Annotated in this window: 25 protein-coding genes and 9 tRNA genes; 27 read left to right on the top strand and 7 right to left on the bottom strand. The window is 41.8% G+C overall.

Annotation, left to right across the window (positions count from 1 at the left end; all coding sequences use genetic code 11):
* Positions 1–131 precede the first annotated feature (131 nt).
* Both epd and tkt read right to left on the bottom strand, forming a co-directional pair.
* Positions 132–1,175 carry an erythrose-4-phosphate dehydrogenase gene (gene epd / locus ACE3G9_RS03825; protein ID WP_417881276.1) on the bottom strand — a complete coding sequence of 348 codons (1,044 nt, stop codon included), beginning with the start codon at positions 1,173–1,175 and terminating at the stop codon, positions 132–134.
* Between the two features lie 121 nt (positions 1,176–1,296).
* Positions 1,297–3,291, bottom strand: coding sequence for a transketolase (tkt, locus tag ACE3G9_RS03820; RefSeq protein ID WP_417881277.1), 1,995 nt, complete (start codon positions 3,289–3,291; stop codon positions 1,297–1,299).
* Between the two features lie 500 nt (positions 3,292–3,791).
* Here tkt and metK point away from each other — a divergent pair, with 500 nt between their 5' ends.
* The 7 genes from metK to ruvX all read left to right on the top strand — a co-directional run bounded on the left by metK (position 3,792) and on the right by ruvX (position 9,537).
* On the top strand, positions 3,792–4,943 hold the full coding sequence (gene metK, locus ACE3G9_RS03815) for a methionine adenosyltransferase (protein ID WP_449218508.1): 1,152 nt from the start codon (positions 3,792–3,794) through the stop codon (positions 4,941–4,943).
* A 160-nt stretch (positions 4,944–5,103) separates the two neighbouring features.
* A complete protein-coding gene (locus ACE3G9_RS03810; protein ID WP_449218575.1) occupies positions 5,104–5,598 on the top strand; it encodes a SprT family zinc-dependent metalloprotease in 495 nt (164 codons plus the stop codon).
* Positions 5,599–5,669: 71 nt separating this feature from the next.
* Complete coding sequence (locus tag ACE3G9_RS03805; protein WP_417881279.1) at positions 5,670–6,545, top strand: sensor domain-containing diguanylate cyclase; 876 nt, start codon at positions 5,670–5,672, stop codon at positions 6,543–6,545.
* 116 nt (positions 6,546–6,661) lie between these two features.
* Positions 6,662–7,393 carry a 16S rRNA (uracil(1498)-N(3))-methyltransferase gene (gene rsmE, locus ACE3G9_RS03800; RefSeq protein ID WP_449218507.1) on the top strand — a complete coding sequence of 244 codons (732 nt, stop codon included), beginning with the start codon at positions 6,662–6,664 and terminating at the stop codon, positions 7,391–7,393.
* A gap of 93 nt (positions 7,394–7,486) precedes the next feature.
* A complete protein-coding gene (gshB, locus tag ACE3G9_RS03795) occupies positions 7,487–8,440 on the top strand; it encodes a glutathione synthase (RefSeq protein WP_417881299.1) in 954 nt (317 codons plus the stop codon).
* 77 nt (positions 8,441–8,517) lie between these two features.
* On the top strand, positions 8,518–9,081 hold the full coding sequence (locus ACE3G9_RS03790) for a YqgE/AlgH family protein (protein ID WP_417881281.1): 564 nt from the start codon (positions 8,518–8,520) through the stop codon (positions 9,079–9,081).
* A gap of 33 nt (positions 9,082–9,114) precedes the next feature.
* Positions 9,115–9,537 carry a Holliday junction resolvase RuvX gene (gene ruvX / locus ACE3G9_RS03785; RefSeq protein WP_417881282.1) on the top strand — a complete coding sequence of 141 codons (423 nt, stop codon included), beginning with the start codon at positions 9,115–9,117 and terminating at the stop codon, positions 9,535–9,537.
* A gap of 62 nt (positions 9,538–9,599) precedes the next feature.
* Here ruvX and ACE3G9_RS03780 read toward each other — a convergent pair whose 3' ends face one another.
* Genes ACE3G9_RS03780 through ACE3G9_RS03770 form a run of 3 tightly spaced genes read right to left on the bottom strand, consistent with a single transcriptional unit; the run spans position 9,600 to position 12,209 of the window.
* Positions 9,600–10,013 carry a DUF3293 domain-containing protein gene (locus ACE3G9_RS03780; protein WP_417881283.1) on the bottom strand — a complete coding sequence of 138 codons (414 nt, stop codon included), beginning with the start codon at positions 10,011–10,013 and terminating at the stop codon, positions 9,600–9,602.
* Positions 10,014–10,026: 13 nt separating this feature from the next.
* Positions 10,027–11,130 carry a PilT/PilU family type 4a pilus ATPase gene (locus tag ACE3G9_RS03775; protein WP_449218506.1) on the bottom strand — a complete coding sequence of 368 codons (1,104 nt, stop codon included), beginning with the start codon at positions 11,128–11,130 and terminating at the stop codon, positions 10,027–10,029.
* A 29-nt stretch (positions 11,131–11,159) separates the two neighbouring features.
* Entirely contained in the window at positions 11,160–12,209 is a 1,050-nt protein-coding gene (locus tag ACE3G9_RS03770) for a type IV pilus twitching motility protein PilT (RefSeq protein ID WP_417881285.1), read from the bottom strand.
* A 28-nt stretch (positions 12,210–12,237) separates the two neighbouring features.
* Between ACE3G9_RS03770 and ACE3G9_RS03765 the strand changes: the two genes are divergently transcribed.
* From ACE3G9_RS03765 to hemW, 7 genes are all read left to right on the top strand, one after another.
* The gene (locus ACE3G9_RS03765) at positions 12,238–12,945 is read left to right on the top strand and encodes a YggS family pyridoxal phosphate-dependent enzyme (RefSeq protein ID WP_449218574.1); all 708 of its coding nucleotides are present in this window, start codon (positions 12,238–12,240) and stop codon (positions 12,943–12,945) included.
* 93 nt (positions 12,946–13,038) lie between these two features.
* On the top strand, positions 13,039–13,857 hold the full coding sequence (gene proC, locus ACE3G9_RS03760) for a pyrroline-5-carboxylate reductase (protein ID WP_449218505.1): 819 nt from the start codon (positions 13,039–13,041) through the stop codon (positions 13,855–13,857).
* 35 nt (positions 13,858–13,892) lie between these two features.
* On the top strand, positions 13,893–14,447 hold the full coding sequence (locus tag ACE3G9_RS03755) for a YggT family protein (protein WP_417881287.1): 555 nt from the start codon (positions 13,893–13,895) through the stop codon (positions 14,445–14,447).
* A 3-nt stretch (positions 14,448–14,450) separates the two neighbouring features.
* Complete coding sequence (yggU, locus tag ACE3G9_RS03750; RefSeq protein ID WP_449218504.1) at positions 14,451–14,741, top strand: DUF167 family protein YggU; 291 nt, start codon at positions 14,451–14,453, stop codon at positions 14,739–14,741.
* A 50-nt stretch (positions 14,742–14,791) separates the two neighbouring features.
* The gene (locus ACE3G9_RS03745; RefSeq protein WP_417881289.1) at positions 14,792–15,241 is read left to right on the top strand and encodes a DUF4426 domain-containing protein; all 450 of its coding nucleotides are present in this window, start codon (positions 14,792–14,794) and stop codon (positions 15,239–15,241) included.
* A gap of 17 nt (positions 15,242–15,258) precedes the next feature.
* Entirely contained in the window at positions 15,259–15,867 is a 609-nt protein-coding gene (locus tag ACE3G9_RS03740) for an XTP/dITP diphosphatase (RefSeq protein ID WP_417881290.1), read from the top strand.
* Positions 15,868–15,870: 3 nt separating this feature from the next.
* Positions 15,871–17,046 (top strand): radical SAM family heme chaperone HemW, encoded by a 1,176-nt coding sequence (gene hemW / locus ACE3G9_RS03735; protein WP_449218503.1) that lies wholly within the window; start codon positions 15,871–15,873, stop codon positions 17,044–17,046.
* A gap of 234 nt (positions 17,047–17,280) precedes the next feature.
* On the opposite strand, the gene glsB is transcribed toward hemW, so the two are convergent.
* Both glsB and trmB read right to left on the bottom strand, forming a co-directional pair.
* The gene (gene glsB, locus ACE3G9_RS03730; RefSeq protein ID WP_417881292.1) at positions 17,281–18,204 is read right to left on the bottom strand and encodes a glutaminase B; all 924 of its coding nucleotides are present in this window, start codon (positions 18,202–18,204) and stop codon (positions 17,281–17,283) included.
* A gap of 108 nt (positions 18,205–18,312) precedes the next feature.
* Positions 18,313–19,032, bottom strand: a complete 720-nt coding sequence (gene trmB / locus ACE3G9_RS03725) for a tRNA (guanosine(46)-N7)-methyltransferase TrmB (RefSeq protein WP_417881293.1) — start codon at positions 19,030–19,032, stop codon at positions 18,313–18,315.
* Positions 19,033–19,316: 284 nt separating this feature from the next.
* On the opposite strand from trmB, the gene mutY reads away from it, so the two are divergent.
* The 13 genes from mutY to ACE3G9_RS03660 all read left to right on the top strand — a co-directional run bounded on the left by mutY (position 19,317) and on the right by ACE3G9_RS03660 (position 25,269).
* Positions 19,317–20,372 carry an A/G-specific adenine glycosylase gene (gene mutY, locus ACE3G9_RS03720; RefSeq protein ID WP_417881294.1) on the top strand — a complete coding sequence of 352 codons (1,056 nt, stop codon included), beginning with the start codon at positions 19,317–19,319 and terminating at the stop codon, positions 20,370–20,372.
* Between the two features lie 22 nt (positions 20,373–20,394).
* A complete protein-coding gene (locus ACE3G9_RS03715; RefSeq protein ID WP_027697699.1) occupies positions 20,395–20,667 on the top strand; it encodes an oxidative damage protection protein in 273 nt (90 codons plus the stop codon).
* Between the two features lie 138 nt (positions 20,668–20,805).
* Positions 20,806–21,942, top strand: coding sequence for a membrane-bound lytic murein transglycosylase MltC (gene mltC / locus ACE3G9_RS03710; protein WP_449218502.1), 1,137 nt, complete (start codon positions 20,806–20,808; stop codon positions 21,940–21,942).
* 127 nt (positions 21,943–22,069) lie between these two features.
* Positions 22,070–22,145 (top strand) — tRNA-Phe (locus tag ACE3G9_RS03705).
* Positions 22,146–22,200: 55 nt separating this feature from the next.
* Positions 22,201–22,276 (top strand) — tRNA-Thr (locus ACE3G9_RS03700).
* Between the two features lie 6 nt (positions 22,277–22,282).
* A tRNA-Phe gene (locus tag ACE3G9_RS03695) sits at positions 22,283–22,358 on the top strand.
* Between the two features lie 47 nt (positions 22,359–22,405).
* Positions 22,406–22,481 (top strand) — tRNA-Asn (locus tag ACE3G9_RS03690).
* Between the two features lie 285 nt (positions 22,482–22,766).
* Positions 22,767–24,365 (top strand): lytic polysaccharide monooxygenase, encoded by a 1,599-nt coding sequence (locus tag ACE3G9_RS03685; RefSeq protein WP_449218501.1) that lies wholly within the window; start codon positions 22,767–22,769, stop codon positions 24,363–24,365.
* Positions 24,366–24,703: 338 nt separating this feature from the next.
* Positions 24,704–24,779, top strand: a tRNA-Phe gene (locus tag ACE3G9_RS03680).
* A 55-nt stretch (positions 24,780–24,834) separates the two neighbouring features.
* A tRNA-Thr gene (locus tag ACE3G9_RS03675) sits at positions 24,835–24,910 on the top strand.
* Between the two features lie 39 nt (positions 24,911–24,949).
* Positions 24,950–25,025 (top strand) — tRNA-Asn (locus tag ACE3G9_RS03670).
* A 54-nt stretch (positions 25,026–25,079) separates the two neighbouring features.
* A tRNA-Thr gene (locus ACE3G9_RS03665) sits at positions 25,080–25,155 on the top strand.
* Positions 25,156–25,193: 38 nt separating this feature from the next.
* Positions 25,194–25,269, top strand: a tRNA-Asn gene (locus tag ACE3G9_RS03660).
* Positions 25,270–25,333: the final 64 nt, after the last annotated feature.

Raw genomic sequence — 25,333 nt, 5'->3', positions numbered from 1 at the left:
TCGCTTCCCTGTAAACTGAACAAGGCTAATCACTTTATTACCCAATATACTGGGGGTGACCATTTATTATTTCAAGCTTAAAAAATAATAAATTGACTATTTATTCATCACAGCAGTAAATTTAATCAATATTATTGTGAATCGAGCATTGACCCCATTGTTAATGTGGTATCGAGCATTCGGTTAGCAAAGCCCCATTCGTTATCGCACCACACTAGCATTTTTACTAAGCGGTAATTACTGACTCGAGTTTGCGAACCATCCACTATCGCACTGTGTGAATCATGATTGAAATCAATTGAAACCAAAGGGGCTTCGGTATAATCCAATATGCCGTCCAATGTACAACGAGATGCTTCCACGATAGATTGATTTACGTCATTAACATCGACATTTTTGTGAACTGTGACACTTAAATCCATCGCTGTGACATTAATTGTAGGAACTCGAACTGAAATTGCTTCAAACTTATCAGCAAATTTGGGGTAAATTCTTGCTATGCCTAAATGAAGTTTAGTATCAACGGGAATGATAGATTGGCTGGCAGCTCGAGAACGGCGTAAATCCGAATGATAAGCATCGATCACTTGTTGATCATTCATAGATGAGTGAATGGTGGTAATTGTACCCGATTCAATACCAAAGCTATCATCCAGCGCCTTGATCACTGGAATAATACAGTTAGTAGTACAAGAGCCATTCGATACCACATGATGCTTAGTACTCAGTGTTTCGTGATTCACACCATAGATAATCGTATTATCGACATCATTACCACCGGGATGAGAAAACAATACTCGTTTTGCCCCAGCTTGAATATGCAATTGACCATCAGCTTGAGAGCCAAACTTACCCGTACAATCTAAAACAATATCGACATTTAAATCTTTCCAAGGCAGAAGCTTGGCATCAGACAGATGTAATATACGAATCGAGTCAAACCCTAGTTCGACCTTATCGCTGTGATGAATAAAAAGGTGTTCTTGATCATTGGTCACTTTTTTGAAAAAACGACCATGACTCGAATCATATTGTAGTAGGTGTGCCATGCCTTCCGGTTCGGCCAAATCATTAATTGCTACTACTTGAATCGACTGATTTTTGCCACTTTCATATAAAGCGCGCAATACACTACGTCCAATTCGACCAAATCCATTAATAGCAATTCTAAGCATAATTATTCCGTGGCATCAATCTAAAGTAGCAGTATATTACCTCATCGCCTTTAAATTCGCATTAAAAAAGCCGAGCAATCATGCCCGGCTTTCATCTTGCAATTACTTTAATTCAAAAGGATTAAGCAATTAACTCTTTCGCAGTTTCTACTACGTTTTCAACCGTAAAGCCGAACATTTTAAATAGCTCACCTGCTGGTGCAGACTCACCAAATGTTGTCATACCGATGATACGACCATCTAGGCCAACATACTTGAACCAGTAATCCGCAATACCCGCTTCAATAGCGATACGAGCCGTTACGTCAGATGGTAGTACAGATTCACGGTAAGCTGCGTCTTGCTTATCGAATGCATCAGTCGATGGCATAGAAACCACACGTACTTGCTTGCCTTCAGCAGAAAGTTGCGCAGCTGCTTCAACCGCTAGTTCAACTTCAGAACCTGTAGCAATCAAAATCAACTCTGGCTTGACTTCGCAATCTTTAAGAATGTAAGCACCTTTAGCAATGTTTGCAACTTGCTCAGCGTTACGCTCTTGTTGTGCTAGGTTTTGACGAGAGAAAATCAGTGCCGAAGGTGCATCTTTACGCTCAATCGCAAGTTTCCAAGCCACTGCTGATTCAACTTGGTCACATGGACGCCATGTGCTCATGTTTGGAGTCATACGAAGTGATGCCATTTGCTCAACCGGTTGGTGAGTTGGACCATCTTCACCTAGACCAATTGAATCATGCGTGTAAACTTGAATGTTTTGAACTTTCATCAATGCAGCCATACGCATCGCGTTACGAGCGTATTCCATAAACATTAGGAAGGTTGCGCCGTAAGGAATGAAACCACCGTGTAGTGCGATACCATTAATGATTGCCGTCATACCGAACTCACGCACACCGTAGTGTACATAATTACCTGAAGCATCATCAGCCGTTAAAGACTTAGAACCAGACCACATGGTTAGGTTTGAAGGCGCAAGGTCAGCAGAACCGCCCATGAACTCAGGAAGGATTTGACCAAACGCTTCTAGTGCATTTTGAGATGCTTTACGAGAGGCGATATTTGCTGGGTTCGCTTGCAAGTCAGCAATAATTGCATTTGCTTTTTCTTCCCATTCTTTAGGAAGGTCACCCGCCATACGACGTTTGAATTCTGCTGCAAGCTCAGGGTAAGCGGCTTCATAAGCGGCCAGTTTTTCATTCCAAGCGGCTTCTTTTGCTGCGCCTGCTTCTTTGGCATCCCATTCAGCATAAATGTCTGAAGGAATTTCAAATGGACCGTGTTCCCAACCTAGTTGAGCTTTAGTCGCTGTAATTTCGTCAGCACCGAGTGGAGCGCCGTGACAATCGTGTGTGCCCGCTTTGTTTGGAGAACCAAAACCAATAACCGTTTTAGTACAGATAAGCGTTGGACGAGGATCCGCTTTAGCCGCTTGAATCGCCGCTTCAATGGCATCAGAATCGTGACCATCGACCGCAGGAATGACATGCCAACCGTAAGACTCAAAGCGCTTAGGCGTATCATCGGCAAACCAACCTTCTACGTGACCATCGATAGAAATACCGTTGTCATCCCAGAATGCAACCAATTTACCTAGGCCCAACACACCCGCTAAAGAAGCCGCTTCGTGTGAAATACCTTCCATCAAACAGCCATCACCTAAGAAGGTATAAGTGTAGTGATCAACGATATCGTGGCCTTCACGGTTAAACTGAGCCGCTAATGACTTTTCAGCTAATGCCATACCAACAGCATTAGTGATACCTTGGCCTAGTGGACCAGTAGTGGTTTCAATACCTGGTGCATAACCATACTCAGGGTGACCTGGTGTTTTTGAATGCAGTTGGCGGAAATTTTTCAGTTCTGAAAGTGGAAGGTCATAACCAGAAAGGTGAAGCAAAGAGTAAATCAGCATCGAACCGTGGCCATTTGAAAGCACGAAACGATCGCGATCAAACCACTCAGGGTTTTGTGGGTTGTGATTCAAATGACCACGCCAAAGAACTTCAGCGATATCGGCCATGCCCATTGGGGCGCCTGGGTGGCCGGAATTAGCCTGTTGAACACCGTCCATGCTAAGTGCGCGGATTGCATTTGCTAGATCTTTACGAGACGTCATGTCTGCTCCTGATTTGTGCATTAAAAGTGCATAAGCGATTTATTAAGGTTGGGAAAGCTCGCCGACTACATCAACTTGCTTTAAATTCTGCGTGGTATTGTCGCAAAGCGACTGCATGACTGCAAACGTTAACCACTTGATATTTTCTCTTTTGGGGTTATTTTTTTTGCTTTTTTAGCATTGTCACATAATTTCCCCTCAGCACTAGAAATTATGGGAACGCAATCGAATACATCAATAAATAAAAAGGCGAATTAATAAACACCTTCATCTCCTTTACCATCCTACTTTCGAGACAACGGAATAGCAAAAAGATAAAAAAGGCTTGTAATTCGACCAATCAAAACTAGAATAGACGTCTAGATGTAGAAACACCTACAAAATTTATTGTTTTTAAAAGGCGCGATTCATAGCATTAGCTATATAAGGACGCGTCTTTTCTAACTTAACTGCATTCATCAAGCGATGAATTGGCATGATTCAAAGTGGAGCACTCACACATGGCTAAGCATTTATTTACTTCAGAATCTGTATCTGAAGGCCATCCAGACAAAATTGCTGATCAAATTTCTGATGCGGTATTGGATGCAATCCTAGAGCAAGATCCTAAAGCACGTGTGGCGTGTGAAACTTACGTAAAAACCGGTATGGTAATGGTAGGTGGTGAAGTTACCACTTCAGCTTGGGTTGATATTGAAGAAATTACTCGCGAAACTGTTCATGAAATTGGTTACATACACTCTGACATGGGCTTTGATGCCGACTCTTGCGCAGTATTAAACACCATTGGTAAGCAATCACCTGACATTAATCAAGGTGTTGATAAGGCAGACCCTAAAGATCAAGGTGCTGGCGACCAAGGTATTATGTTTGGTTATGCATGCAACGAGACTAACGTATTGATGCCGGCACCAATTACTTACTCTCACCTACTAGTTCAAAAGCAAGCTGAAGTACGTAAAAGCGGCAAACTTAATTTCTTGCGTCCTGATGCCAAATCTCAAGTTACTTTCCAATACGATCAAGGAAAGATTGTTGGTATTGATGCAGTAGTACTTTCAACCCAACACTGTGATTCTATCTCAACACCGGATCTACGCGAAGCGGTAATGGAAGAAATCATCAAACCAGTATTGCCTTCTGAGTGGTTAAACAAAGAAACTAAATTCTTTATTAACCCAACCGGTCGTTTTGTTATCGGTGGTCCAATGGGTGACTGTGGCCTTACTGGCCGTAAAATCATCGTTGATACATACGGTGGCGCAGCTCGTCACGGTGGTGGTGCATTCTCTGGTAAAGATCCATCGAAAGTTGACCGTTCAGCGGCTTATGCAGCCCGTTATGTAGCCAAAAATATCGTAGCAGCTGGCCTTGCGGATCGTTGTGAAATTCAACTTTCTTACGCTATCGGTATTGCAGAGCCGACTTCAATCATGGTAGAAACTTTTGGTACGGAAAAAGTACCGTCAGACATCATCATTGAAGCCGTACGTCAGCACTTCGACTTACGTCCATATGGCCTACAAGAAATGTTGAACTTACTTCAACCTATCTATAAGAAAACAGCTGCTTATGGTCACTTTGGTCGTGAAGAATTCCCTTGGGAAGCAACCGACAAAGCAGAAGCGCTACGTGGATTTGCCGGTTTATAATTAATCGTTACGGCAAGCTATCAGTCGTCAATATTAAAACGATTAGCTATAAACATTAATTGTAACTCCTACCTTTCTCTATTAACATTCAGCCTACACTATCGGTTCTGAATGTTAGTAGAGAATTATTGTGTCAGCCATTGTCGTTCCTCAAGATTTAATTCATCAACTAGAGCACAGCCTTCAAGTTCATCTAAAAAAAGCAGAACAGGCCTTTAAATATACTTTTCCCACACCAGATCTGACATTCAAGGTTCGAGGAAAAATAGCGGGAAAAGCCTACCTACAACAATGGCAAATTCGCTTAAATCCAACATTACTTATCGAAAACCAGCAAGCATTCATAGAACAAGTGATTCCTCATGAACTGGCTCACCTTATCACCTACAATCAATTTGGTCGTGTAAAGCCTCATGGCAAAGAGTGGCGCTATATAATGACCAATATTTTCCAATGTTCTCCTGAAACTTACCATGCCTTCGATATTAGTTCAGTACAAGGGGAAACCTTTACTTATCAATGTCAATGCCAAATCCACCAATTATCGATTCGCCGACATAATAAAGTGAAACGACAACAAACTCTTTATCATTGTTCTTTATGTGGCACTCAGTTAGAGCCTTTAAATAAAGAAAGAGTGAACAATGACCTATAAAATAGCTTGTATTGCTTTATGATTAGTCCATCAATAATCACAACTCCTTTGAAGTAACGATAACTAACGCTATGAATGAATATAAACACATACTCGAGATTCACCCTAATCCATGCGTAATTCATATTGACTTCAAACCACTCTACGCCAACGATGCCTTTGCTCGCTTTAGTGGATTAAAAAGCGCAGATCAAATATTGGAAATTGAATCATTAATGGTGCTGATTAACCCCGAAGAAAGAGAAGAAGCTCAGATTCGTTACCAAAAAGCCCTCACAGAACAGCAAACTGAACCTCGAGTAATCGCTCATACTGATTTACAGGGCAATCCTGTAATGGTTGAAATTACTGATAAGTTAATAAATTGGCACGGACAACAAGCGGTTTGTACCTTTATCAGTATTGTTACCGATACCATCAATAAAGAACGTCACCTGAAAAAACTCTCCGAACAAGACCCTTTAACTCAGCTATATAATCGACGTTATATCCTCAATAAACTAGCAAAATTTCATCGAGAAAACCTCGCCAATGAGTTCTTTTTAGCGATTGTGGATATTGATTACTTTAAAAAAATTAACGATCAATATGGTCACTTTGTTGGCGATAAAACATTGCAACAACTGGCCGAGTTACTCCGTGGATTTATTGGAGAAAATGACTATTTAGCCAGATTAGGTGGAGAAGAGTTCATAATACTCATACGCTCAAATTCAGCTCAACATGTTATCTCTCGGTTAGAGTCTTTACGTACTTCTATAGAAAATCATCACTTTATAATTGAGCACGACAATACCGATGATAAATTGAAAATTAACTGTACCTTATCGGTTGGATTAACCAAAATTCAACAAGGTGAAAAAGTAGATTCGAGTTATATCCGTGCCGACAAAGCGCTGTATACCGCAAAGCATCAAGGTCGTAATCAAGTTATCATCAACGATTAAGCTCATTTATTCATACATATCGTAAAACATAGAGTGTGAAGTTAACCTTTCCCCTTGTTTTTTAGTGTTAAAACATCCATGTTAAGAAAAGCAATTAACCTTACACTGGTCATGACATGAGAATCCCAAGAATTTACCATCCCCAAACTATTGAACAGCTGGGGGAAATCCACTTATCTGAAGACGCAGCTGGTCATGTCGGCCGAGTACTGCGTATGACTCAAGGCCAAGACGTCTTACTCTTTGATGGTTCTGGTGCAGAGTTTCCAGCCGCGATCCTTTCTGTTTCAAAGAAAAATGTGACGGTAGAAATCAAAGAGCGTATCGAGCGTAGTATTGAATCCCCGTTAGATCTTCATCTTGGTCAGGTCATTTCTCGTGGTGACAAGATGGAATTCACCATTCAAAAAGCGGTTGAGCTAGGGGTAAATACCATTACACCTTTAATTTCCGAACGTTGCGGTGTCAAACTCAATGCAGAACGTTTCGAGAAAAAACTGCAACAATGGCAAAAAATCGTAATTGCCGCTTGTGAGCAATGTGGTCGTAATATCGTACCGACCGTTCGTCCTTTGATGCAAGTAGAACAATGGTGCTCAGAGGATTATGATGGACTAAAGCTCAACCTTCATCCTAGAGCAAAGTACTCCATCAATACTCTGCCCGCACCGGTCAGTAAAGTTCGCCTATTGATTGGCCCTGAAGGTGGCCTATCTGATGAAGAAATTCAAATGACGGAAAAATATCAGTTTGAAGAAACACTCTTAGGCCCACGCGTACTACGTACAGAAACCGCAGGCTTATCAGCAATTACCGCCCTACAGGTTCGCTTTGGCGATCTCGGTTAAGCTTATACCCAAGTGACTTTAAGATACTTGGGTATAAATATCTCATATCGCAAAAAAAGCGGTATCAATGAATTCGCCAACTATGGAGTATCAATCATGAAAATTGGCATCGTAATGGACCCGATTTCAACCATTAACATCAAAAAAGATTCAAGCTTTGCAATGCTATTAGAAGCCCAACGTCGTGGTTGGGAAATTCATTACATGGAAATGTCTGATCTTCATCTAGAACAAGGTAAGCCGCTCGCTGATACCAAGATTGTAAGCCTATTTGAAGATGCCAATAAATGGTATGAATTCACATCAGAACAATCGATTGAGTTATCAGAACTCGATGCGGTGTTAATGCGTAAAGATCCTCCGTTTGATACCGAGTACATCTACTCTACCTACATTCTTGAGCGCGCCGAAGAACAAGGCACGTTAATTGTGAACAAGCCGCAAAGCCTACGTGATTGCAATGAGAAACTGTTTACAGCTTGGTTCCCAGAATTAACGCCGACGACTCTAGTGACACGTAAAGCGGAAAAAATTAAAGCCTTCCGCGAGCAACATGGCGATGTGATTTTAAAACCGCTCGATGGCATGGGTGGCGCATCAATCTTCCGTGTAAAACAAGATGATCCGAACGTTTCCGTTATTATCGAAACACTGACTAACCACGGTCAAAACTATGCGATGGCACAAACCTTTGTTCCTGATATCAGTAATGGTGATAAGCGCATTTTAGTGGTTGATGGCGAGCCAATGCCATACTGCTTAGCTCGTATTCCTGCTAAAGGAGAAACTCGTGGCAACTTAGCTGCCGGTGGCCGTGGCGAGGCTCGTCCGTTAAGCGAAACTGACCTTAAAATCGCACAAACTGTTGCCCCAACGCTAAAAGAAAAAGGCTTAATTTTTGTTGGTCTTGATGTAATCGGTGATAAGTTAACTGAAATAAATGTCACCAGTCCTACCTGCATTAAAGAGATAGAATCGGCGTTTGATATCTCTATTACCGGTAAGTTAATGGATGCTATTGAACGTCGTGTAGCTATGGCTAAATAGCCTGATCTAGCTTAGCTCACATTAAAATAGTATGGCAGCTAATAGTTGCCATACGTAAATTGCTTATGGAGAGCAGAATGAACTTAACCGATCACTTTTTAATTGCTATGCCCAGCATGAAAGACTCTCATTTTACTCGCAGCGTGATTTATATCTGTGAGCACAATGAAGATGGTGCGATGGGGTTAGTCATTAATGATTCTGTCGGCATTAATATTAAAAACATGCTCGAACAAATTGATGTTCAGCCTGTTCACCCTCGTATTTGCCAACAAAGTTTATCTGCTCCTTTATTAAATGGCGGCCCTGTAGCAACCGACCGAGGCTTTGTTCTGCATAGCCGCAAAGATACTTACCAATCAAGTATTGAAATTACTGACGAACTGGCAGTCACAACCTCAAAAGATATTCTAACGGTACTTGGCACCGAAGCTGAACCAAAGAAATTCATTGTTACCCTGGGTTATTCTGGCTGGGATTCAGGTCAGTTAGAACAAGAACTACTTGATAACTCTTGGTTAACCGCGCCTGCTAATTTAGAAATACTATTCGATACTCCGGTGCATGCTCGCTGGAAAAAAGCGGTACAATTACTCGGGATCAGCGTTTCACAATTATCTGGCGATGCTGGTCACGCTTAAGTCTCGCGATAATCACACTAATAGAGAAACATCATGTCTAACCAAACCATCATGGCATTCGATTACGGCACCAAAAGCATTGGCAGCGCCATAGGCCAAACCATTACTGGCACTGCCTCACCACTGAAAGCATTTAAAGCTCAAGATGGCATTCCAAAATGGGAAGACATCGAAAAACAAATCAAAGAATGGCAGCCAGATCTCGTTGTCGTCGGTTTACCGACTGATATGCAAGGTAAAGATCTTACCGATATTACTACCCGATCACGCAAATTTGCCAACCGTCTGCATGGTCGTTTTGGCGTTAAAGTAGAATTGCATGATGAGCGCCTTTCGACTCAAGAAGCTCGTGCGGAATTATTTTCGATGGGCGGCTATAAAGCCCTAAGTAAAGGTAATGTCGACTGCCAATCCGCTGTTGTGATATTAGAAAGTTGGTTTGAAAGTCAGTACTAGTCTATGAAAGCGAAGAATGAAACATAAAAGTTGATGCGAACCATCAACTCTTTTTAGTTTAACTATTCAAACAGGTGCAGCAATGGAACCCCATGGCTATCACCAAAAACAAATGCATTCTGTTGGTACTTAGTTGCCAAATTTTTCGCGATAGTTAGCTCAATATTGACAATCCAAAATCCTTTTTCAATTGACCAGTTAGACGAATCCGGCACACCATCACCTCGATAAAACTCATAACCTAGAGCCTGTAACTCGTTTGATAACGCGATATTAGCTTGTTGATTGAGCGGTTCAGACGTTGAATTTGAGTAAGGATTATAGGCGGTAATAATCGCCCATTGTTGGACTTGATTCTGTTGGCAGTAAGTGGAAAATAGCGGATTAGGTTGACCAATGAATAACTCAAAAGCCTGCTCATCGATATCAACTCGATAACAAGTTTTCTGATAAGCCTCAATTAAGATGTTATCCATTTATCCGCCCCTCTTACAGGTTTATCTTAATACCTTTCAATGAACTAGTTTCAAAGGTCGTATCACCGGAAGATTTAAGCATTAAACGTAAATCGTTAGGCGAATCCGCACTGTGCATCGCATCATCTAGACTAATTTTATCGGCTTGTAATAACTCAAATAATGCCTGATCGAAAGTCTGCATACCGGCTTCTTTAGAGCGAATCATGGTCGATTTAAGCTCTTGTAAATCACCACGACGAATCAAATCCGATACTCGAGGAGTATTCAGCAATATCTCAAACACACCATGTCGACCATTACCCTCTTTATCTCGTACTAATTGTTGAGCAATAACGCCTTTTAAGTTCAAAGACAAATCAAACAAGAATTGCTCTTTTTGCTCTTTCGGTACCAAGTGCAGAATACGCTCTAAGGCTTGGTTAGCGTTATTGGCGTGTAAAGTTGCCATACATAAATGCCCAGTTTCAGCAAATGTCATGGCATATTCCATGGTCTCACGGCTACGGATCTCACCAATTAAAATCATGTCTGGCGCTTGGCGTAAAGAATTCTTCAACGCCACTTCATAACTTTCAGTGTCTAGACCAACTTCACGTTGAGTCACGATGCATTTTTTATGCTCATGAACAAACTCAATCGGATCTTCTACCGTCAGTATGTGGCCCGTTTTATTTAAGTTGCGATAACCTGTCATTGCCGCCATTGAAGTCGACTTACCTGACCCCGTCGCCCCCACCACCAGCACTAAACCACGCTTAGCGGTCGATAACTCTTTTAATACTTCAGGTAGATTCAACTCTTCCATACTTGGAATACGAGTTTCAATTCGACGGACTACCGCACCAGGCAATTCTCGCTGGAAAAAAGCACTGACACGAAAACGCCCTTCTCCGTGCACGACAGCAAAGTTTGCTTCATGAGTTAACTGATATTCTTCGCGTCTTTCGTTATCCATCATTTCAAAGAGTAAGGCTTCTACTCCACTTTTATTTAATGGCTCACCATGCGCTTTAAGCTCGCCATCAATACGAAACAAACATGGTGCACCAACCGTCAAATAAATATCAGACGCTTTAGATGACACCATAATTTCTAGGACTTGTGAAACTTGCATGTGGTTTCCTTCAAATTAATAAGGTGGCATTAATACGGTGATGTTGACGCTAAGGTTTCAATTTTGCTTTCAATTTCTTCTTGAGTCACTAAACCTTGCATCAATAACTGACGAGCCGCTTGTTCCATGGTTTGCATGCCTATAGACGAACCAGTTTGGATCATTGATAGCATTTGAGCGACTTTATCTTCACGCACCAAGTTACGAATCGCAGGGGTTGCAATCATCACTTCATGACATGCGATACGTCCACCAGCATCACCTTCACGCTTTAAGAGCTTCTGTGCAATAACTGCACGCAATGATTCTGAAAGCATAGAGCGCACCATATTTTTTTCCGTTCCTGGGAAAACATCAATGATACGATCAATGGTTTTCGCGGCAGAACTAGTATGTAGAGTACCAAATACTAGGTGGCCAGTTTCCGCTGCCGTTAAAGCTAAGCTAATGGTTTCTTTATCACGTAGTTCCCCCACCAAAATCACATCAGGATCTTCACGTAACGCCGAGCGTAATGATGCTTCAAAACTATGCGTATCGCGGTGTACTTCGCGCTGGTTGACCAAGCATTTTTTATTGTTGTGAGTAAATTCAATAGGATCTTCAATGGTTAGAATATGCTTTTTATGATTACGATTAATGTAATCAACCATTGCCGCTAAAGTCGTCGATTTACCAGAGCCAGTTGGGCCAGTCACCAATACTAAGCCTTTTTCATAGTTAGCAATTTTTTCGAAAATCTCAGGGGCTGAGATATCTTCAAATGAAGGAATATGAACTGGAATAGTGCGAAATACTGCCGCACAACCACGAGATTGATTGAAAGCATTAACACGAAAACGGCCAATATTGGGTAATTCAAATGAAAAATCGATTTCTAGTTTTTCTTCAAATTCGCTACGCTGGGCATCGTTCATAATATCGAAAACTAATGCATGAACATCTGAATGGGTAAAGGCCGGCATTTCCAATTGTCTGATGTCACCATCAATACGTAAGATTGGAGGAACGCCCGCAGAAAGATGTAGATCTGATGCATTATGCTTTACACTAAATTCCAATAACTCAGCAATATCCATTTATATTCCTTATTGAAGAAAAACTATGATGTGTTCTGATAAAAATAGTATTCAACAAAATATTGAACAAATTAACCAACAGATTCGAACCTCTGAGCAACAATATGGCCGTCATGCTAACTCAGTACAACTATTAGCGGTAAGTAAAACTAAACCTATTGAGGCATTAGAGTTAGCTATCGCAGCAGGCCAAACATGCTTTGGTGAAAATTACGTCCAAGAAGGCGTTGAAAAAATACAATATTTCTCTCAACACTATACCCAGAGTGCACTTGAATGGCACTTCATTGGACCAATTCAATCTAATAAAACTCGACTGATCTCAGAAAATTTTGATTGGGTACATTCGGTTGACCGTGAAAAAATTGCCCAGCGACTCAATGATCAACGTCCTGACGGCAAGCCGCTGCAAATTCTGATTCAAGTAAACACCAGTGGCGAAAGCTCGAAATCAGGTACTAATCGTGAACAAGTTTTTGCCTTAGCTCAGTTGATAAATGACTTACCTAACCTCACATTAAGAGGATTGATGTCAATTCCTGAAAATGTGTCGGATCACGCTTCACAATTGGCAGCATTTCAGCAATTAGCAGAACTAAAGCAAGCGCTACAATCCCACTACCCACAAATCGATACCCTTTCGATGGGTATGAGTGGTGACATGCAAGCGGCAATTGAAGCAGGCAGCACGATGGTTCGTATTGGTACTGCTATTTTTGGAGAAAGGGGCTGTTGAACTTTGGTGGTTAAATTTTGTTGTAAATAACGAGCACAATCAGTGCAGCAACGATATACTCGCATAAAGATAAAATACTAGGACGATACAGATATGGAACAACGTAAAATCAGTTTTATCGGCTCTGGCAATATGGCGCGTTCCATTTTTTCAGGCATGCTATCAAGTGGCTATAAAGCGGGGAATATTACCGCAACGGGTCGTGATGAAGACAAGCTCAAACATCTTACTGATTGTTACGGGATCCACACAACAACCGATAATATTGCAGCCGTTGAACAAGCAGACGTGGTGATTTTATCGGTTAAGCCACAAATGATGGCAGATGTATGTGCTGATTTTCAATCGATGGATCTGAGCAACAAATTAATCATCTCGATTGCTGCAGGTATATCTGCAAAACGCTTAAACGAAATGCTTGGTCAAACCGTTCAATTAGTGCGCGTGATGCCCAATACACCATCATTAATCGGTAAAGGCATGAGCGGTTTATTTTCTACTGATAATGTCTCTGAAGATGATAAAGGCTTTGCCGGTGATCTCATGTCAGCGGTTGGCGAGATCTGTTGGGTCGATAAAGAATCTGGCATCAATAATATTATTGCTGCCGCTGGTAGTGCGCCTGCTTACTTCTTCCTATTTATGGATGCGATGCAACAAGAAGCTATGGCGCAAGGTTTCAATAAAGATACCGCTCGCCTACTCATTCAACAAGCAGCCCTAGGTGCGGCTGAAATGGTCGTGGCAAACCCTGAACTTGATTTATCAACTCTTCGTGAACAAGTAACATCAAAAGGCGGCACCACCGCTGAAGCGCTAAAAACGTTTAACCAACATAACCTTTCTGACATCGTATCCAAAGCGATGCAAGCCGCGGTTAACCGTGCTGAAGAAATGGAAAAACTAATTTAATTTCGATTTAAATATTAATAACAAGGTTTGCAGTAATGAACTCAATGACTTTTCTAGTTTCGACCGTATTCGACCTCTATATTATGGTCGTGATTTTACGCGTATGGTTACAATTAGCGCGCGCTGATTTCTATAATCCATTTTCACAATTTGTCGTCAAAGCAACCCAACCTGTGGTTGCCCCGTTACGCCGCATTATTCCATCGATGGGTAATATTGATTTAGCTACGGTTATCTTTGCCTACCTGCTAAGCGTCGCTAAATTCATCTGCTTAATTTTAATTTCAAATGGTAGTTTAGTGTTTAGCCCAAGCTTTTTAATGTTTGGTGCACTTTCACTGGTTAAAGCGGCTGGTGGATTACTATTCTGGGTATTACTGATCCGCGCTATTCTAAGCTGGGTAAGCCAAGGCAACAGCCCGGTTGAATATGTGATGGTTCAATTAACCGAACCTATGCTGGCACCAATTCGTCGAATTCTTCCTCCCATGGGCGGTTTCGATCTTAGCCTGCTGGTTCTATTCTTAATTCTACAATTTGCCAACTACTTGATGGGTGATGTAGTCGGTCCGATTTGGTACCAACTTTAATCTATGGCTATCCCCGTGCAACTCGCAGGAGAGGACTTACTACTGCGAGTTTACATTCAACCTAAAGCAAGCCGAGATAGCATTATCGGCTTGCATGGGGATGAAATAAAAATCGCCATCACTGCTCCACCTGTCGATGGCAAAGCTAACGCCTATTTAACTAAATACCTAGCCAAGCTTTGTAAAGTCTCAAAAGGCTCAGTAAGCATCGAAAAAGGCGAATTAGGCAGACATAAAACCATTCGAATCGCTACCCCAAGCGTTATTCCTGAGTCGATACAAAATCTACTTTGATGACGACTTGAATAACCTACTTTGATTATCCACTTTGATAAGGAAGTCTCATGAAAAAATGGATCGCTATCGCCTTACCTGCTTTAGTTTCTTTGATTACCTTGGTCTCTTTACCAAGCTTTGCAGGGCAATTCAAAACCATTAAAAATAGCGAAGTACACTACTCTGCTTTCAATTCCGCCATGCTTACTCCAGAAGTGGCCACTCAATATAAATTAAAGCGTAATGGCTATTCGGCAATTTTAAATATCAGTGTATTAGACACCAGTAAACTCGGCAAACCTGCAATGGATGCTAAAGTTACAGGTAGCAGTAAGAACCTGATAGGCCAAACGAAACAACTTAACTTCAAACAAGTGAAAGAAGGCGAAGCGATTTATTACTTAGCTGAATTTCCAATCACCAATGAAGAACAACTCACCTTCAACATTAATATTGACGCTGGTAACACCGGCAGCGGCCCAATCAACTTCACCCAAAAATTTTATACTGAAGAATAAATAACACAGGATCCCCAATGAAAAAGCTCGTTCTCGCCACTGGCAACCAAGGCAAAGTCAAAGAAATGGCTGACTTACTTTCTGAATTTGGCTTCGACGTTGAAGCGCAAAGCCAATATAAGGTTTCAGAAGTGGCAGAAACTGGCACTACGTTCATCGAAAACGCCATTATCAAAGCTCGCCATGCTGCAAAAGAAACGGGCTTACCGGCGATTGCTGATGATTCAGGTTTAGAAGTTGATGCACTGCAAGGCGCTCCGGGGATCTACTCTGCACGCTATTCTGGTGAAGGGGCAACCGATCAGCGCAATTTAGATAAACTGCTAGAAGAAATGAAAGGCGTACCTAATGAACAACGCAGCGCACGCTTTCACTGCGTTTTAGTATTGATGCGCCATGAAAACGATCCAACCCCTTTAGTCTGTCACGGCCAATGGGAAGGTAAGATCTTAGAAAAAGCTCAAGGCGAAAATGGTTTCGGTTATGATCCGATATTCTGGGTTCCTGAAGATCAATGCTCTTCTGCTGAGCTAGAGCCTGTGCGTAAAAAGCAACTATCACATCGCGGCAAAGCTCTGAAAAAACTGTTTGCTGAACTGTCTGATTCTCCTCAGTTTTTAAGTTAATACATGAACTCAATTACTCCACCACCATTAAGTTTATATGTGCACATTCCATGGTGTGTTCAAAAGTGTCCGTATTGTGATTTCAACTCGCATGCTCAAAAAGGTGAGATACCAGAAACCCAATATATCGATGCTTTATTAGACGATCTTAAAACCGATATTGAAAAATATCAGCTAACGGATGAACCTAGATTACTGCATTCGATATTTATTGGTGGTGGCACGCCAAGCTTGATTTCACCTTCTGAAATTGGTCGCTTATTGCAAGGTATCAAAGCGCTGCTGCCATTTGAAGACAATATTGAGATCACCATGGAAGCCAATCCGGGCACCATTGAAGCAGAACGCTTTGCTCAATTTCAAACTCAAGGCGTCAATCGTATTTCTATCGGGGTGCAAAGCTTTGAAGAAGAAAAACTACAAGCCCTAGGCCGAATTCATGGCCAGCAAGAAGCGATTAATGCGGCTCATCTAGCGCATAAGGTTGGTTTAAACAGTTTCAATCTAGACTTGATGCACGGATTGCCGAATCAAACCCAACAGCAAGCACTGGCCGATTTAGATAAAGCGATTGAGCTTAATCCTTATCACTTATCTTGGTATCAATTAACCATTGAGCCCAATACCTTGTTCTACTCCAAACCGCCGATTCTGCCTGATGATGACGATTTGTGGGATATTTTCGAGCAAGGCCACCAGCGATTAACCGATGCCGGGTACGTGCAATATGAAATTTCTGGCTACAGCAAACCCGGTTATCAATGTCGACATAATCTTAACTATTGGCATTTTGGTGACTACCTAGGCATAGGCTGCGGCTCACATGGCAAGTTAAGCTTTGCAGATGGACGAATCATTCGCACCACTAAGGTCAAGCACCCTAGAGGCTATTTAGCGGCTTATCAAAACCTAGTCAAAAGCTACCTAAATACCGAAGCCTTAGTCGAAGCCGAAGATCGCCCATTTGAATACTTTATGAATCGCTTCCGCTTAATCGAAGCTTGCCCGAAAGCTGAATTTGTCGAGCGTACCGGACTGGCGCTTTCTGTGATTGAAGCGCAAATCCAAACCGCGATAGAGCAAGGCTATTTAACCGAAACCGAAAGTCATTGGCACATTACCCAAAAAGGGAAATTGTTTTTTAATGATTTGGTGGCGTTGTTTGTAGAAGAAGAATAAAAAACGAATCTCGTTTCTCGAGCGCTTTGCTTCTCGTCGCTTGAAGGTCCTATCGAGCGACGAGTAACGAGATTCCGATTGAGGTATATCCAAAGTAATTGGAGTTGCAGAGAGGCGACAAGTGAATGAGGCCTCATGAGCATAGCTCGCCTATGGCTTTCTTTCATAAAGATACAGGGGGCGAATGAACGCAGTCAACAAAGCTGCAGCTTCAAGTACGAAGGATATATCGTTTTAAAATATCGACCGCCCCAATTCCGTCGATAATATCTCCAACGCTGCGGTTCCCGCTAATGAGTTTCCTGATTTATCTAATTCAGGAGACCATACTGCGATGCTCATTTCCCCCGGAATTATTGCCACAATACCGCCACCGACGCCAGATTTACCCGGCATGCCAACACGGAATGCAAACTCACCGGCGCCATCATAAAGCCCACAAGTAGCCAATAAGGCATTTAAACGCTTGGTTTGATTCGGCGCGATAATTTGCTTTTGGGTTTGTACTGATTGACCTTTATTAGCGAGATAACTAAATGTTTTGGCTAAATCGACACAGCTCATTTTCAGTGCACAGGCATGGAAATAATTATTTAAAACGGGGATCACCTCATTTTCAAAATTACCAAATGAGCGCATCAGGTAGGCAATTGCAGCATTTCGATCGCTATGCAACATTTCAGAAGCTGCCACCATTTTGTCATACACAATATGCGTATCACCAGAAAGTTGACGGGCAAACTCTAATAAGCGCTGACGAGGCGCCGACAAACGAGATTGCAGCATATCAGCCACGACAATCGCTCCGGCATTAATGAAAGGGTTACGCGGAATACCTTGCTCGACTTCCAACTGAATCATCGAATTAAATGCTTGACCTGAGGGCTCTTTACCCACTCGACGCCAAATTTCTTCAGATTCATATAACCCCATCGCGAGCGTTAAACTTAAAACTTTCGAGATCGACTGAATAGAAAATGGTTCATCAGCATCACCAGCCTTCACCACCTTGCCATCATTGGTATAAACCGCAATAGCCAATTTATCATTCGGAACGCACGCTAAAGCGGGAATATAATCGGCCACTTTGCCCTTACCAATTAATGGGCGAACTTGCTCTAAGATATCATTCAATAATTCAGTGGTTGCTTGTGGCATGACGACTCCTATTTAGGAAAATGCTCGTAGACAAAAAAGCCAGCGGCATCTGCTACTGGCTTTAACAAGGTTAATCCTGTAGACCCAAAGGCCTCAAATTAAGTTCCATTACGCGTTACGACGGAATTTAATATCCCATACACCATGGCCTAGACGGTGGCCGCGAGCTTCAAACTTGGTTAATGGACGCTCATCTGGACGAGGAATAAAATCACCATCAGTGGCAATGTTTTCAAAGCCCGGCGCTTCATTCATCACTTCAATCATATGCTCAGCGTAGTTTTCCCAGTCAGTTGCCATGTGGAAAATGCCTTCACCAATAATAAGCTTTTGACGAACCATTTCAGCAAATCCTAGTTGCACAATACGACGTTTGTGGTGACGTTTCTTGTGCCAAGGGTCAGGGAAAAACAGTTGTAACGTGATCAAGCTATTATCTGGGATCATGTGCTCGAACACTTCGACGGCATCGTGACACATTACACGTAAGTTCGTTACGCCAGCTTCTTGTGCTGACGCTAAACAAGCCCCCACACCAGGGCTATGAACTTCAATACCGATAAAGTTTTTCTCTGGTGCATTCTTCGCCATTTCAACTAATGACGCGCCCATACCAAAGCCAATTTCCAGAACGACTGGGTTATCGTTACCAAACACTTGCTTCCAATCTAGGCGCTGTTGGGCAAACTCGATGCCCATGGTTGGCCAGCATTCTTCAATCGCTTTTTCTTGGCCTTTGGTTAAGCGCCCTTCACGGCGAACAAAACTGCGAATTCTGCGAACAATTTTGCCTTCTTCATTTACTTCGTTGGTTGTTACTTCTGTCATGGTTTCGCCTGAAGATTATGCCAAGTTTGATTGTTCTAGTTGAAACTTAGCGATTGAAAGTAATAAGTGATTTTAAATAATAGAGCCTATTCAAAATTAGGGTGAGAATTATCCAAAGATACGCTCAAGGTGCAAGCTTTTATCGTCGAATTAATCGACTTTCTCATCAGTTTATTACCACTTCCCCCAAATAGCCTTTTTTATCCATATAATTTACATGGTTTACTAAACTGTATAGCTATGGTGGAATCAACACCAATTAAAATTCAAATAAAGAGTAACCAGTGAGTACATTTTCTGATTCCATTTTAAATTGGTATGAAAACTTTGGCCGTAAAAGCTTGCCTTGGCAGAAAAATAAAACCGCCTATAAAGTTTGGTTATCAGAAATCATGTTGCAACAAACCCAAGTCACCACGGTTATTCCCTATTTTGAACGCTTCCTTGATCGCTTTCCTACTGTGACGGATTTAGCCAAAGCGCATCAAGATGAAGTACTCCACCTGTGGACGGGACTAGGGTATTACGCTCGTGCTCGTAACCTGCATAAAGCTGCGCAAATAGTCGAGCAAGACTACCAAGGTGAATTCCCGACCGATATAGAACAAATGAATGCCCTTCCCGGTATTGGCCGTTCAACCGCAGCGGCAATTTTGTCTTCCGTTTATAAGCAGCCTCACGCTATATTAGACGGCAATGTAAAACGTACTTTAGCGCGTTGCTTTGCCGTAGAAGGCTGGCCGGGACAAAAAACCATTGAAAACCAACTATGGCAAATAGCAGAACAACATACGCCAAAGCATGATGTCGATAAGTACAATCAAGCCATGATGGATATGGGCGCAATTGTGTGTACTCGCAGTAAACCTAAATGCGACTTGTGCCCAATCGAGCAATTCTGCCAAGCCAAAGCCCAACAGCGCCAACTTGATTTTCCAGGCAAAAAACCGAAAAAAGAAAAACCGATAAAAGAAACCTGGTTTGTGATGCTTTATCACGACAATCAGGTTTGGCTAGAACAGCGTCCGCAAAGCGGTATTTGGGGAGGGTTATTTTGTTTCCCTCAACATTCAAATCAAACCATTGAAGATTTGCTAAATAATAAAGCGATTACGGAGACGATGATAAGCAAAAAAAGTACTTTAACGGCCTTCCGTCATACTTTTAGCCATTACCACTTAGATATTACGCCAATCTTAGTAAAATTAAATAAACAACCAAGCTTGGTGATGGAAGGTCAGCAAGGTCTTTGGTATAACTTATCTCAACCGAAAGAAGTCGGGCTTGCCGCACCAGTTAAACAACTGCTGCATAGCTTGCCTTATGAACTTAACGATTAATTCAATCTCTCAAGGAGCTCCTATGAGCCGTACTGTAAACTGTGTTTTCTTAAAGAAAGAAGCGGAAGGTTTAGATTTCCAACTTTACCCTGGTGAACTCGGTAAGCGTATTTTCGATAACATCAGCAAAGAAGCTTGGGGCCAATGGCAGCATAAACAAACCATGCTGATCAATGAGAAAAAATTAAACATGATGGATCCAGAGCACCGTAAACTACTGGAAACTGAAATGGTTAATTTCTTATTTGAAGGAAAAGACATTATTATTGATGGTTATACTCCACCGAGTGAATAATCGGATATATACCCAAATAGCTTCAAGGTGAGCGTTATTTGAGTATAATACAACCAACTTTTGTAGCAGGCATTGCTCTTCCCGTTTTGGGAAATCGAACGCAATGCCTGTTTGTTTTTAAGCAAATTCGAACTCGACATGAATAAAAAACTTTGGCTATTACTCATCACCTGTATCGCTCTTTCTGGTTGTAGCCGAGAATTTATCGAAAGTATTTATGATGTCGATTACACCCCTACCAATCGCTTTGCTAAAAACCTTGCACCACTTCCTGGTCAATTTGCCAAAGATACCGCCGCTTTAGATAGCTTGATGAGTCAGTTCTCCGGCCAAGTCGCCAACAAATGGGGGCAAGACAATATCAAGATGGCGGGCGCGAAAACCTACGTTAAATATACCGATGGTTACTTAAACCGAGCCGATATCGACTTTGATAATGGTACTGTCACAGTAGAAACCATTGCCTCGACAGATCCTACAGGGCATTTAAAACAAGCGATTGTGACTACCCTACTAACGCCAAATAACCCGGCGAATGTCGACTTATTCTCATCTAAAGAAATCGCAATGGGCGGTAAACCTTTTTTATCCAATCAGGTCGTCGATCAAAATGGTCAATCGATTCAATGGTCTTGGCGTGCTAGTCAATTTGCTGATTATCTTATAAATAACAAGCTTAAGACTCGCACTATTGATTTTAAAAAGTCTTACTATGTCACCATCCCTATGGTAAAAAACCACTCAAAACTACGTAGTTATCAATATGCTGATATCGTGCGTAAAGCTTCAAAACAATATGACATCCCAGAAGATCTTATCTATGCCATCATCAAAACAGAAAGTAGCTTCAACCCTTACGCGGTAAGTTGGGCGAATGCTTATGGCTTAATGCAAGTGGTACCTAAGACCGCTGGTCACGATGTGTTTAACCTCGTGAAAGGTAAATCGGGTATGCCGACGCCGAAATATTTATATAACCCAGCCAACAATATCGATACTGGTACTGCTTACTTTTATATTTTAAAGAATCGTTACTTGAAGGGCATACGAAATTCAACCTCGCTGCAATACAGCATGATTTCAGCGTATAACGGTGGTTCAGGTGGTGTGTTTAACACCTTTGGTGGCGGTAGAACCAGTGCCATCAATGACATTAACAGCTTACAAACTAGTCAAGTTTATTGGGCGCTGACCAAAAAACACCCCAATGCCGAGTCACGTCGTTACCTAGAAAAAGTAACGGCTTATCAAAAAGAATTTCATTCGATGAAGTAATATTTGCATTAAAAAACAGCAAATCACACTTTTTTGCTTAAATTGACAGCAAACAAACCTTTTTTTCGAGTTTTTTACAAAAACAAGTTGACGGTGAAGCAGAAAATCCGTTTAATAGCGCTCCGTTGCCCGGATAGCTCAGTCGGTAGAGCAGAGGATTGAAAATCCTCGTGTCGGTGGTTCGATTCCGCCTCCGGGCACCACAATTAAATTGTTGGTGTCATGGTTACATGCACGGACAAGCAATAAATATAGTGTGCCGACTTAGCTCAGTAGGTAGAGCAACTGACTTGTAATCAGTAGGTCACCAGTTCGATTCCGGTAGTCGGCACCATTTATTGCCTCGATAGCTCAGTCGGTAGAGCAGAGGATTGAAAATCCTCGTGTCGGTGGTTCGATTCCGCCTCGAGGCACCATTATTTAGTTAACGACTGATTGCATCAATTAGTGTTAAAAGAATAATTCCCCTTTAGTTCAGTTGGTAGAACGGCGGACTGTTAATCCGTATGTCGCAAGTTCAAGTCTTGCAAGGGGAGCCACTTTAAAAAAACCTCATCAGATGATGAGGTTTTTTTTCGCCTTTAATAACATCTTTTATCATAACTTCGCCCCACCACACTTTCTCTTCTTAGCTGGCTTTTTTCAATTTATGTAATCTTTATGTCAATTAGCTTCACTTTCAAAGCGACTATTCAATTTTACTTCGACAAGTGAAACTTGAGATAAATTTCTTCGATAGAGTGTTCAAACTAACAATTTTCTATTCTGCCTTTTTCTGCTCCCCCACCACACTCCATGCCATTCAACAACAAATGGAGGTGTGTATGAATCATTCACTTTTTCGAAGCAAATTATGCTTATCCACGAGCGTCATTGGCTTAACTTTACTTTCAACTCATATACAAGCGCATGGTTATCTAGACTACCCACCAGCAAGGCAGCAAATCTGTGATATGGATGGTGGTTACTGGGATTCAACCGATGGTAGTACTATTCCTAACGCCGCTTGTCGTGCCACATTTTTAGAGTCAGGCTGGACGCCATTTGTGCAAAAGCCAGAGTTTTCCACTTTAGTTTCTAACTACAATAACCAGGCTGCCGTCGAAGCAACGATTCCCAATGGAGAATTATGCTCTGCAGGCGATAACGCTAAACATGGTATCGACCTACCTTCACCTGATTGGCAAAAGACCAAACTTGATTTAACCAACAATGGTAAGGTCACCCTGCAATATCGCGCCAACACGCCGCATAACCCAAGCTTCTGGAAAGTCTACTTAACCAAACCAAGTTATGATTCTGCAACCATGCCGCTGGCTTGGAGTGATTTAGATTTAATCGCGGAATTTGGCAACTTGGCAACCGTTGAATTAAATGGCAAAAAGTACTATCAAATGGAAGTTACACTACCAACAGATCGTACTGGCGATGCTATTTTATATACTCGCTGGCAGCGTCAAGATCCGGCTGGAGAAGGTTTTTATAACTGTAGTGACATTTCATTTACCAGCAACGATGATGGAGTCGATCCAAATAACCCACTCGATAAATGGACCAGTAGCGGTAACTACTTAGCCTCAAGCAGTGACGCAAATACTGGTAATACTGCTTGGCTACGTATCTTTGATGAAAATGGTCAAGAGATCGTGTTTGAAAAGTTCCCAATTGATAATGATGCGGAAAGTGTGTGGGCAGAATCCTTAGCAACAATCGTGAATCAAAAATACCCACAAACAGTACAAATTGGCCTGAAAGACTCCGCTTCACAAACTATTCAGTATCAAAGTCAAGATTTGTATAGCAATTTGGTTTATGTCACTGACTCTAATTATAGCTATCAACTAGAAATCAAAACGGGTAATCAAGCTCCGGTTATTACCGCTCCAAGCAATTTAAGCGTACAAAGCGGAAAAAGCCTAGTGTTTGAGATTTCAGCAACCGATGCCGATAATGATCCACTGATATTCAGTGTCGATAAAGGTAATATCATCACTCAAAGTGACACTAGCATTACCGTCAATTATCAAGCACCCGAAACGACAACTACTCTCAATGAAAGCATCGTGGTATCGGTTGGTGATCCTATCACCACCAGCCAATCAACTGTATCCATTACCGTAACCCCATTAGAAGATAATGGTAATAACAATGGAGAAACGACCTGGGATAGTGCAATTGCCTACAACAGCGGTGATGTCGTGCTATACAACGGCGTGAGCTATACCGCTAAATGGTGGACTCAAGGTGACCAGCCAGACACCTCAAGTGCTTGGCAATCGGCCGCAAGTGATGATTCTAAGTGGCAAGCCGATAAAGTCTATACATCCGGTGATACGGTAAACTACCAAGGCGCTTCTTATAAAGCACAGTGGTGGACACAAGGCGATGAACCGACCTCTGGTGGACCGTGGGCTAAAATATAATATTTAATCCCATCAGGTAACATGTAACGCCAAAAGGAGAGGTCGTTTAATCACTACCTCTCCTTTCTATTATGTATTCGATGATAATGATTCACTTAGTTTATATTTTCGGCATTCAGCACGATGAATTGAACTCAAGTTAAACTTATACCCAAGCTACTCTTATTCTCATTCACTTTCACGTCAGTAATTCCCCACAAATAACCAGCAAAATTTGAGAAAAAAACGGCCTATTGTGTGGAGAAACACGCAATGGCGACTATAAATTACTCAAACGAACATTTTTTTATATTTTACTGTTGACGTTAGTCACGAAAAACCGTTTAATACCCTCCGTTGCCCGGATAGCTCAGTCGGTAGAGCAGAGGATTGAAAATCCTCGTGTCGGTGGTTCGATTCCGCCTCCGGGCACCACTATTTATAGTTTGGTGTCTTGATAAAGCAGACGTCAAATTGAAAAATACAGTGTGCCGACTTAGCTCAGTAGGTAGAGCAACTGACTTGTAATCAGTAGGTCACCAGTTCGATTCCGGTAGTCGGCACCATTTTTCTAGCTTAACCACTAGAAATGAAAAAAGAATAATTCCCCTTTAGTTCAGTTGGTAGAACGGCGGACTGTTAATCCGTATGTCGCAAGTTCAAGTCTTGCAAGGGGAGCCAATTTAAAATTGTTTGAATCAAGCATTCAAATAATTAGAAGCAAAAACAAAGTGCGCCGACTTAGCTCAGTAGGTAGAGCAACTGACTTGTAATCAGTAGGTCACCAGTTCGATTCCGGTAGTCGGCACCATTTTCTAGCTTAATCACTAGAAATGAAAAAAGAATAATTCCCCTTTAGTTCAGTTGGTAGAACGGCGGACTGTTAATCCGTATGTCGCAAGTTCAAGTCTTGCAAGGGGAGCCACTTTAAAAAACCTCATCAGATGATGAGGTTTTTTTTCGTTTCTAGAACTCGGAAAACGAAAAGC

Source organism: Vibrio sp. E150_018 (assembly GCF_053544035.1).
This window is presented reverse-complemented; position numbering and strand designations above follow the sequence as displayed.